This is a genomic window from Streptomyces sp. NPDC058401 (assembly GCF_042722885.1).
Lineage (GTDB): Bacteria > Actinomycetota > Actinomycetes > Streptomycetales > Streptomycetaceae > Streptomyces.
Genome location: NZ_JBHXKA010000054.1, coordinates 42,846 through 52,704, shown reverse-complemented (window position 1 = coordinate 52,704; position 9,859 = coordinate 42,846). Strand labels below are relative to the sequence as shown.

9 protein-coding genes are annotated in these 9,859 nt (G+C 72.8%); 5 read left to right on the top strand and 4 right to left on the bottom strand.

What is annotated here, in order from left to right; genetic code table 11:
* Window positions 1-66 precede the first annotated feature (66 nt).
* Window positions 67-582 carry a hypothetical protein gene (locus ACFWNV_RS20990; protein WP_383949040.1) on the bottom strand — a complete coding sequence of 172 codons (516 nt, stop codon included), beginning with the start codon at window positions 580-582 and terminating at the stop codon, window positions 67-69.
* Between the two features lie 352 nt (window positions 583-934).
* Between ACFWNV_RS20990 and ACFWNV_RS20985 the strand changes: the two genes are divergently transcribed.
* The gene (locus tag ACFWNV_RS20985; RefSeq protein WP_383949037.1) at window positions 935-1,624 is read left to right on the top strand and encodes a class F sortase; all 690 of its coding nucleotides are present in this window, start codon (window positions 935-937) and stop codon (window positions 1,622-1,624) included.
* Window positions 1,625-1,693: 69 nt separating this feature from the next.
* On the opposite strand, the gene ACFWNV_RS20980 is transcribed toward ACFWNV_RS20985, so the two are convergent.
* Both ACFWNV_RS20980 and lysX read right to left on the bottom strand, forming a co-directional pair.
* Complete coding sequence (locus ACFWNV_RS20980; protein ID WP_383949034.1) at window positions 1,694-2,605, bottom strand: polysaccharide deacetylase family protein; 912 nt, start codon at window positions 2,603-2,605, stop codon at window positions 1,694-1,696.
* 113 nt (window positions 2,606-2,718) lie between these two features.
* Complete coding sequence (lysX, locus tag ACFWNV_RS20975; RefSeq protein WP_383949032.1) at window positions 2,719-6,033, bottom strand: bifunctional lysylphosphatidylglycerol synthetase/lysine--tRNA ligase LysX; 3,315 nt, start codon at window positions 6,031-6,033, stop codon at window positions 2,719-2,721.
* A gap of 61 nt (window positions 6,034-6,094) precedes the next feature.
* Here lysX and ACFWNV_RS20970 point away from each other — a divergent pair, with 61 nt between their 5' ends.
* Window positions 6,095-6,556 (top strand): universal stress protein, encoded by a 462-nt coding sequence (locus tag ACFWNV_RS20970; RefSeq protein WP_383949030.1) that lies wholly within the window; start codon window positions 6,095-6,097, stop codon window positions 6,554-6,556.
* 130 nt (window positions 6,557-6,686) lie between these two features.
* Here ACFWNV_RS20970 and ACFWNV_RS20965 read toward each other — a convergent pair whose 3' ends face one another.
* A complete protein-coding gene (locus ACFWNV_RS20965) occupies window positions 6,687-7,892 on the bottom strand; it encodes a CapA family protein (protein ID WP_383949027.1) in 1,206 nt (401 codons plus the stop codon).
* Window positions 7,893-8,213: 321 nt separating this feature from the next.
* On the opposite strand from ACFWNV_RS20965, the gene ACFWNV_RS20960 reads away from it, so the two are divergent.
* The 3 genes from ACFWNV_RS20960 to ACFWNV_RS20950 all read left to right on the top strand — a co-directional run bounded on the left by ACFWNV_RS20960 (window position 8,214) and on the right by ACFWNV_RS20950 (window position 9,859).
* Window positions 8,214-8,753 (top strand): sigma-70 family RNA polymerase sigma factor, encoded by a 540-nt coding sequence (locus ACFWNV_RS20960; RefSeq protein ID WP_383949024.1) that lies wholly within the window; start codon window positions 8,214-8,216, stop codon window positions 8,751-8,753.
* Between the two features lie 67 nt (window positions 8,754-8,820).
* A complete protein-coding gene (locus ACFWNV_RS20955) occupies window positions 8,821-9,114 on the top strand; it encodes a hypothetical protein (protein WP_383949021.1) in 294 nt (97 codons plus the stop codon).
* Window positions 9,115-9,394: 280 nt separating this feature from the next.
* On the top strand, window positions 9,395-9,859 hold the full coding sequence (locus tag ACFWNV_RS20950) for a hypothetical protein (protein WP_266962692.1): 465 nt from the start codon (window positions 9,395-9,397) through the stop codon (window positions 9,857-9,859).

Genomic DNA, 9,859 nt, shown 5'->3' with positions numbered 1-9,859 from the left:
CCCCGTGTCCTGGCCAGGACACGGGGCGACCGGCGGTTGTCCGGGCCGACCGGGGAGGTCGGCCGGTCAGGCCCGGCCGCGGATCGGGCGCCGGCGGCGCATCACGTGGGCGCCGGCACCGAGGGCCGCCGCACCGACGAGGCTCGCGCCGATGGCGGTCTCGGTGGTGGACGGGCCGAGGGAGCCGCCGAGGCCTCCCTGTGCGCCGCGGCCGTCCAGGATCGTGAAGCGGTGCGTGGCGACCAGGCTGTTGTCGTGGCACTTGACCGACAGGGTGTGGTGCCCGGGCGAGGCGTGGTTGAAGATCCGGACCGTCGCGAAGCCGATGGAGCCGGCGGACAGGTTCGTCTGCGGAAAGTTGTCGTGCGAGAAGACGATGCCGCCGTGGCCGCAGCCGGCCGCGCTGACCTGCATCGTGGAGCCCTGGTGCACGGAGTACGGGTTGACCGTGACATTGCTGGGCCCGCCGTTTCCTCCCGAGGGCGGACCGCCCGCTGGGTTCGCGGAGGCGAAGGGGGCAGTGAGGGCGATGGCGGCGCAAGTGGCCGCCGCGGTCACGGTAAGAGCGCGGAGAACACGCATGGTGGAACCTCCAGCGGGAAGCGCCCCGGAGCGGTGGCCCGGGCAGATCGACGAGAACGCCTCCCATCACGAACCCTCGGCTCGGTCCGCAACCAGCGCATTTCCGCCTTTGGGCCGCAAGGTTGAGCGACACGCCGATGCGCGGACGCGTTTGCTGACGGATCCGCAGGTCACGACCCGTCAGGCATTTATGTGACGATTACCTGGATGGGCGCACCCCTTCCGGCCCCACCACCCGTTCGCCCTTCCCCGATCGCCGTCCCGCACGCACCGCCTTAGCGTGCGTGAAGTAGGGCGTGAAGGGGTGGGACAAGAACGCGGGTCGGGACCCCCGCGTCGGGAAGGGAGAACCATGCTCGAGGACGAGAGTGAGAGGCCGCCGAGGAGACGCTCCCCCTGGGGGGCGATCGCGCTGGTCATGCTCACCGGCCTCGCCATGATGCGCAACGGAGCCGAGGCCGGCGACGGACCCCCGCAGCCGGCCGCGGCCGCCGCGGTCAGCGCACCGGCCGGGGCGACGGTCGGGCAGCCGGCCGAGCAGGCACCCGCCGGGCAGCCCACGCCGCCGCTGGAGGTGGAGGTGCTGGACCACTCGTCGGTCCAGCGCATCCGGATTCCGTCGATCAGCGTGGACGCGCCGGTGATGACGGTCGGGCTGGACGCGCAGGGATGGGTCGACGCGCCGCCGCCGCAGGACAAGAACCTGGCCGGCTGGTACCTCAACGGCATCTCGCCGGGCCAGCAGGGTTCGGCGGTGATCGTGGGCCACGTGGACAACGCGCAGGGCCCCGCGGTCTTCTACGGGCTGGGCTCGGTCCAGAAGGGCAGCCGCATCGAGGTGGCGCGCTACGACGGCCGCACGGCGGTGTTCGAGGTGTACGGCGTGGAGGTCTTCTCCAAGAGCACCTTCCCCGGATCCCGGGTGTACGGGGACACCGGGCAGCCGGAGCTCCGGGTGATCACCTGCGGAGGCGGCTACTCGAAGGGGCGCGGCTACGACGGCAACGTGGTGGTGTTCGCGCGGATGGTGGAGGCCCGCTGACCGGCCCGTGCGCGGCGGCGGACCGCGCCGCCGCGCACGGGGTACGGGCCCCCGGAGGGGTACGGCGCCTCAGTGCGGCGGCAGCTCCGGCAGGGTCATCCGGAAGCCCCGTCCGAGGAGTTGCGGCAGGTAGCTCGCCAGCGCCTGCACGCTCTGCGAGCGGTTGCCGCCCGCGTCGTGGTTCAGCACGATCACCCCGGGCGCGGCCTGCTTGAGGACCCGCGACACGATCGCGGTGGTGCCCGGCTCCTTCCAGTCCAGGGTGTCCACGGTCCAGGCGAGCGGCTCCATGCCGAGCTCCGCGCCGATCTCGAAGGCGGCCCGGTTCCACGCCCCGTAGGGTGCCCGGAACCACGACGGGGCGGCGCCGACGGCCTCGTGGACGACCTCGCTCGTGCGGCCGATCTCGGAGGCCATCGCCGGCCGGCTGATCTTGGTGAGCTGCGGGTGGGTCCAGGTGTGATTGCCGATGACGTGGCCCTCGGCCACCATCCGGCGCAGCAGGTCCTTGTTGTCCACGGCCATCTCCCCGCAGACGAAGAACATGGCCCGCACGCCGTGGCGCGCGAGGGTGTCCAGGATGCCCGGGGTGTAGCGGGGGTCGGGGCCGTCGTCGAAGGTGAGGGTCATGGCGCTCGCCGTGCTCGCACCTGCGGGCAGTTCCAGGATCGGCCGGGTCCGTACGGCGGGCTTCGCCGCGGGTGCGCGCTCCGGGGCCCCTTCGGAGGTCATCGGCTCGAGCCGGTACGGGGCTCCGCGCGGGAACTGCGGCAGTGCGGCGGGGGCTCCGGTGAGGGGTCCGGGTCCTGCGGCGCCGCCGGGCGCCGTCCCGGGGCCGGGGCCGGCCGCGGGGGTCCCCGCGCCCGGTGTCGGCAGATCGGTTTCGCCGCCCGTCAGCAGCCCAGCGGCGGCGGCGACCCCGAGGAAGACGGCGGAGCGCAGGAGCACGCGTCGCCCTACTGTCGGCTCGTCATTTTTCATTACTACTACGTATCAACGAGATCGCCGCAGATGTCGAGAGGCGCGGACAGGACCCGCGCCGCTCACCCACTCGGAGCAGTCCCGCCCGTCGGCCCCCGCCCGTCAGCCCCCGGTCAGCCCCGCCTCACCAGCGGGAACGGCAGCGTCTCGCGGATCGTCAGACCCGTGAGGAACATGACGAGGCGGTCGACCCCGATGCCCAGCCCGCCGGTGGGCGGCATCGCGTACTCCAGGGCGTCCAGGAAGTCGTTGTCGAGCTCCATCGCCTCCGGATCCCCGCCCGCCGCCAGCAGGGACTGCGCCGTCAGCCTGCGCCGCTGCTCGACGGGGTCGGTCAGTTCCGAGTAGGCGGTGCCCAGTTCGGTGCCGAAGGCCACCAGGTCCCAGCGCTCCGCGAGCCTGGGGTCCTTGCGGTGCTGCCGGGTGAGCGGGGAGACGTCGGTCGGGAAGTCCTTGTAGAAGGTGGGCAGCTTGGTCCGCTCCTCCACCAGCCGCTCGTACATCTCCAGGACCACGTCGCCCCGGGTGTTGTCGGGCGTGTGCGGTACGGCAGCGCGGTCGCACAGCCGCCGCAGGACGTGCTCCTCGGTGTCGGCGTCGACTTCTTCGCCCAGTGCCTCGCTGATCGCCCCGTACATCGTCTTGACCGGCCAGGGCCCGGAGATGTCGTGGACGACGAGCTTTCCGTCCGGTCCGGCCTTGTGCGCGACCGGCGAGCCGTAGGCGGCCGTGGCGGCGCCCTGGATCAGCTCGCGCGTCAGGTCGAGCATGACGTCGTAGTCGGCGAAGGCCTGGTAGGCCTCCAGCATCGTGAACTCGGGGTTGTGCTTGTAGGAGACGCCCTCGTTGCGGAAGGTGCGGCCCATTTCGAAGACCTTCTCCATACCGCCGACGCACAGCCGCTTCAGGTACAGCTCGGGTGCGATGCGCAGGTACAGGTCGAGGTCGTAGGCGTTGATGTGGGTGCGGAACGGCCGGGCGTTGGCGCCGCCGTGGATCTGCTGGAGCATCGGGGTCTCGACCTCCAGGTAGCCCCGGTCCAGCAGCCCCTGGCGCAGGGCCTGGACGGCGCTGGAGCGGGCCCGTACGACGTCGCGCGCCTCGGGGCTGGCGACCAGGTCGAGATAGCGGCGGCGGACCTTGGCCTCCGGGTCGGCGAGGCCCTTGCGCTTGTCGGGCAGCGGGCGCAGGCACTTGCCGGTGAGCTGCCAGGAGTCGACGACCACGGACAGTTCGCCGCTCTTGCTCGCGCCGACCTCGCCGCTCGCGACGACGTGGTCGCCGAAGTCCACCTGGGAGGTGAAGGTGTCGAGCACGGCGGCGCCCGCCTCCTCCCGGGTGAACATCAGCTGGACGTCCCCGGACCAGTCCCGCAGGACCGCGAACACCACGCCGCCGAGGTCGCGCACGACCATCACGCGTCCGGCGAGGGTGACCGGCGAGCCGGTGCGGGTGCCGGGCGGGTAGCCGGGGTGCGCGGCTTTCAGCTCGGCGACGGTGTGGGTGCGCTGCGGGATGCCGACGGGGTACGGGTCGGTGCCGGCGGCCCGGATCCGCTCCAGCTTGTCGTGCCGGACGCGGACCTGTTCGGGCATCCGCTCGGCCCGCGCCCCCTCGCCGTCCTGCTCCCCCACGGCGTCGAGTCCGAGGGCTTCGATGGGCGGCAGCCCGGCGGTGGTGGCGGGTGCGACGAGCCCGCGCGGGTGGCCGTTGCCCCACAGGGTGCGCATGCGCGGTACGGAGACGAACCCTTCGGCGATGCCGGAGGCGAGGCTGACCCGGGCGAGCGAGCCGGCGTCCTGGAAGCAGAGGAACCGCGGGTACCACTCGGGGCCGTACTTGACGTTCGAGCGGTACAGCGCTTCCAGCTGCCACCAGCGGGAGAAGAACAGCAGCAGCTTGCGCCACACCTTGAGGACGGGACCGGCGCCGATCCGGCCGCCCTCCTCGAACGCGGAGCGGAAGACGGCGAAGTTGAGGGAGATGCGGCGCACGCCCAGGCCCGGGGCGGCCGCGCAGAGCTCGGCGACCATGAACTCCATGACCCCGTTGGGGGCGGCCCGGTCCCGGCGCATCAGGTCGAGGGAGATGCCGTCCTTGCCCCAGGGCACGAAGGAGAGCAGCGCGATCAGCTCGCCCTTGTCGTCGAAGGCCTCCACGAGCAGGCAGTCGCCGTCCGCGGAGTCGCCGAGCCGGTCCAGGGCCATGGAGAAGCCGCGTTCGGTCTCGGTGTCGCGCCATTTGTCGGCCCGGTCCACGATGGTCTGCATCTCGTCCTCGGAGAGGGCGGAGTGCCGGCGGATGACCGTACTGGCTCCGGTGCGCTTGACACGGTTGACGGCCTGGCGGGTGACGCGCATGTCGCGGCCGTCGAGGTCGAAGTGCGCCACCTGCAGGATGGCCTCGTCGCCGAGCTGGAGCGCGCCGAGCCCGGAGCGGGCGTACGCGGTCGCCCCCTCCTCGGAGGCGCCCATGACGGCGGGCTGCCAGCCGTAGCGGCGGGCGACGGCGAGCCAGGCGTCGATGGCGGGGGTCCACGCGGCCGGGTCGCCGACGGGATCGCCACTGCCGAGGCAGACGCCGGCCTCGACCCGGTAGGTGACGGCGGCCTTGCCGTTCGGGGCGAACACGACCGCCTTGTCCCGCCGGGTGGCGAAGTAGCCGAGGGAGTCGTTGCGCCCGTAGGCGCCCAGCAGCGCCCGGATGCGCGGCTCCTCGTCGCCGTGCAGGGCGGCGGTCAGCCGCTGGGAGCGGAAGAGGGTGGCGGCGGCGTTCAGCAGGGCGAGGGCGCCGAAGAGGCCGAGCAGGAAGTACAGGGGCCTCGCCGGGCGGCCGTCGAACTGCCGGGCCGAGAACAGCCCGCCGAAGACCTGCTTGGCGGACCAGTCCAGCCACTGCCCCTTGGGCAGGGTTCCCGGGAACAGCGCGACCAGGCCCCAGCCGAGGAAGACGGCGGCGAGCAGGCCGAGGCCGAGCACGAGCATGGCCCGCCACAGGGCCCCCGGCCGGGAGGCGGCGTTGAACTCCTTGCGCGCGGCGATCAGGACCACGAGGGCGGCGACCGCGATGGCCATCGAGGAGAAGCCCACCCAGTAGTCCTCGGCGGCGACGGTCAGCACGTCGACCAGGAGCAGCAGGGCCAAATAGGTGACGACGATCCACCAGGCGACCTTCTTGCGCATGCCGAGTGCGGCGGCGAGGAGGAAGAGGAAGACGGCGTAGGCGAGGTTCGCGCTGACCGGCACGACGACGGCGTCGAGGAAGCGCACGACGGGCCGCAGCAGGCGGCGCAGCGTCGGGGAGAGCGCCAGCAGGGCGCAGAACAGCCCGAGCGTTCCGAAGAACGCCCCGAAGGCGTCGGGCACCCGGTTCAGGAAGCGGCTGCTGCTCCCGCGCGTCCCGCGCGTCTCCTCCACGGTGGCACTCATGGTTCGCACTGTAGGGAGGGCCGGGCGCCTGCGCGCGGTGAGCAGGTTTAGCCTCGGGAGGGTGACAGAGCATGTGAGTACGGGATTCGAGCGCGGTACGGACGGTCCGAAGGTGATCCTCGCCGGGGTGGACGGTTCGCAGTCCTCGCTCCGCGCGGCCTCCTACGCGGCGGGGCTGGCCCGGCGGCAGAACGCGCTGCTGGCGCTGGTGTACGTGCAGCCGGTGATGCCGGTCGGGGCCTCGCTCGGGGCGCCGGTGGCGGAGGCCACGGAGGAGATCGCGGAAGGGCTGGTGGCCGAGATCCGGGAGTCGGCGGAGCGGCTGAAGGGCGTCTACGACGTCCGCTGGCAGTTCCACACCTTCCGCGGGGACGCGTACGCCGGGCTGGTGAGCGCGGCGGAGGAGCTGATGGCGGACGCGGTGGTGGTCGGGGCCTCGGAGCAGGCCGGGCACCGGATCGTGGGCTCGGTGGCGATCCGTCTGGTGAAGGCGGGACGCTGGCCGGTCACGGTGGTGCCGTAGCGGTTCGCAGCGGCCGGCCGGGGCGCCGGCGGGTGGGGCCGGCCGGGTCCTCGGCCGGGTCCCCGGGTGGCAGTACGTGAACGGGGTGGGGGCCGCGGACGTCGGCGGCGCCCCCTCCCTCCGCTTCGCCCTACTTCGCCATCGTCAGGCCGTCCTTCGCCGCGCCGCGGCCGAGGACGGCCTCGGTGATCTCGTCGCGGGCGTTCTCGTAGTCCTCGCGGCCGGGCGACTGCGCGAGGGCGGCGGGCAGGTTGACGACCCGGCCCGCGCCGAGGTCCATCATCTGGGGGACGAACTCGGCCTTGGTGACCTGCCAGCGCTGCCCGGCCGCGGCCGGCGGGGCGAAGGTGAAACGGCCGATGGAACCGTAGTTGCCGCGCAGGTCCCGGGCGCCGGTGTGGTTGAACATCTCGCCGGCGACCTGGTCGCCCATGCCGTAGACGATCCAGGTCCCGTTGACCTTCTCGTACGCCTGCGGGATGTGGGCGTGCGTACCGAGGATCATGTCCACGTCGGGACGGCCGCCCGTCTGCGAGGCGGTCAGTGCCTTGCCGAGCGCGAGCTGCTTCTCGTCCGGTTCGGTCTGCCATTCCGTGCCCCAGTGGAGGCTGACGAGGACCACGTCGGCGCCCGCCTTACGGGCCGCCCGGGAGTCCGCGATGATCTTCTCCTGCTCCATCAGGTTGACGGCCCAGGGCTGGCCCTCGGGCATCGGGTAGCCGTTGGTGTCGTACGTGTACGCGAGGTGCGCGACCTTCGCGGAGCCCGCGGTGTACATCGTCACGGTGCCCGCCTCGGCCTCCGTGCGGGCCGAACCCGCGTGCTTCAGGCCGACCTTGTCGAACCGGTCGAGGGTGCGCTTGAGACCGGCGCGGCCGCCGTCCAGGGTGTGGTTCGAGGCCGTGGAACAGCCGTCGTACCCGGCGTCCTTGAGGCCGTCGGCGACCTCGGGCGGGGACTGGAAGGCGGGGTAGCCGGTGAACGGGCCGCCGTCCGGACCGTAGATGGTCTCCATGTGACAGAGGGCCAGGTCGGCTGCCGAGACGATCGGCTTGACCGCGGAGAACATCGGCCGGAAGTCGTGGCCGTCTCCGTCCGCGTCGGAGGCGGCCCGCCGGATCACCGACTCGTGGGGCAGCACGTCCCCGCTCGCGACCAGGGTGAACCCCTTCCCGGCGGGGGCCGTGGTCGATCCCGGGGCGCCCGAGGGCCCTTGGGCGGACGGGGAGCCGGCGAGGCGGGCCGGCGCGGGGTCCCCGCCGGCGGAGCAGCCGGCTACGGCCGACAGCACGACGGCGGTCAGGAGGGCGAGGGCGTGGCGGGTGCGCGCGGTCATGTGTCCCGGCTCTCCTTGGTGAGCTCGATGAACTGGGTGAGCTCGACGAGCTCGATAAGTACGACTACCTGATCTTCAGTCAATCCATAGAAAGAGACGCCTGAAGTCAAGAAACGGCTCCGTCGTCCGGCCGCGCGCTCACTCCAATGGCCGTTCGGCGTGCCGTTCGACCGTTCACCGCCCCGCGCGGCCGCCCACCGGATGACCCGGGTGCTTGGGCGCACCGTCCGGGCGGGACGGTTCCCGGGCGGGCCCGGTGCAGGTCAGGGTGGATCCGTCGACCCCGACAGCCCCCGCACCGACCCCCGGAAGGAGCCTCCCGTGCCCCTTGCCCCCGCCCTCCGACGCACCGACCCCGAGGAGCTGGCCGAACTCCAGCGCGAACACGGACGGGCCCTGTTCGGTTTCCTGCTGGGCCTCACCGCCGGGGACGCCCAGCGCGCGGAGGACCTCGTGCAGGAGACCCTCCTGCGGCTCTGGCAGCACCCGGAGGTCCTGGGCAGCTCCTACGAGTCCCTGCGGCCCTGGCTGTTCACGGTGGCCCGGCGGCTCGCCATCGACGCCCGGCGGGCCCGCCTGGCCAGGCCCCTGGAGGTGGACCCCGAGGGGCTCGACCAGGCGCCCGCGCCGGGGGACGCGGTGGCGGGCTCGGTGACGGCCATCGACGTACGGCGGGCCGTGGGATCACTGGGGCCGGAGCACCGGGACGTACTGGTGCAGGTCTACTTCCAGGACCGCTCGGTGGCCGAGGCCGCGGCCGAGCTCGGCATCCCGGCGGGAACGGTCAAATCCCGTACGTACTACGCCCTGCGCGCCCTGCGGAAGGGCCTCCAGGGCTACGGGTACGGACTCGGCGCCTGAGGGTGCGCGGGTCGGTGTCGGGCGGCCCGGAGACCATCGGTTCGGCGTCCTGCTCTCCCGCCACCTGGTGTGGACGCTGCCCGACCCCGGGGCGGCGCTCGGCGCGTGGACCGGGCGGCTGCGCCCGGGCGGCACCCTCGTCCTCGTCGAGGGCCGCTGGCGCGAAGCCGCGGAGGGAGCGGCGGCGTACGTGCCGGGGGCCGGTGCCCTGCCCTGGGCGGGCGGCGTCACCGCCGACGAACTCGCCGCCGCCGTACGGCCGCTCGTGGCCGCCCTGCGCGTCGAACCCCTCGGCGGGAATGCGGCCTTGTGGGGGCGCGCGGTGACCGACGAGCGCTACGCCGTGATCGCCACGGCCTGACCGGCCCGGCCCGGCCCGGCCCGGCCCGGCCCCGAAGGGAGGCCCTCGGCCCGAGGGGCGGCGAATGCGTCAAAGAATGGCCTGAACGCCCGCGAAGCGGACACGAACCGCATCGAAACCGGCATCGGACCGTTCAAGTTGAGTAAACATGCCCCACTCTGCGAGCCGCGCACGGAAGGCTCGGCGCTGACGGTGGGACGAATCGACGCATGCGGGAGAAGGTGGAACGGTGCAGCCCGAGGGTACGAACGGCACCAGTGACGGTGGGCTCGCGGTGCCCATGGCATGGCTCTACGCGGAGTACATCGCCGACGAACTGCTGCGCACGGGCCGGCTGATCCCGGTCAGCACCCTGGAGTTCCGCGCCGGACGCGACACGCTCGCGCTGACCATCTACCTCTCGGACGCCGCCGGCGAGCTCTCCGGGATCCGGGTCGTCTCGCAGCTCGACGAGTGGATGTCGCTGACGGCGTACGGTCATCCTTGGCGCGACTGGGTCCACACCCGGTTCCTCGCCCTGGGCGAGGAGGCCCGCGAGCGCGGCCAGGGAGAGGACCCCGACCTGGAACTGGCCCGGGCCGCCTGGCGCTGGCTCGATCACACGGAGCTGTTCGCCACCAACCTCGACCCGGGACGGCACGGCCACGCGGACACCCCGCCGGGCCTGGACGAGAACGCCCGGGTCTGGACCCCGGCCTGGCAACTCGGCCTGCCTCTGGGGCACTTGGCGATGCACCTGTTCTGA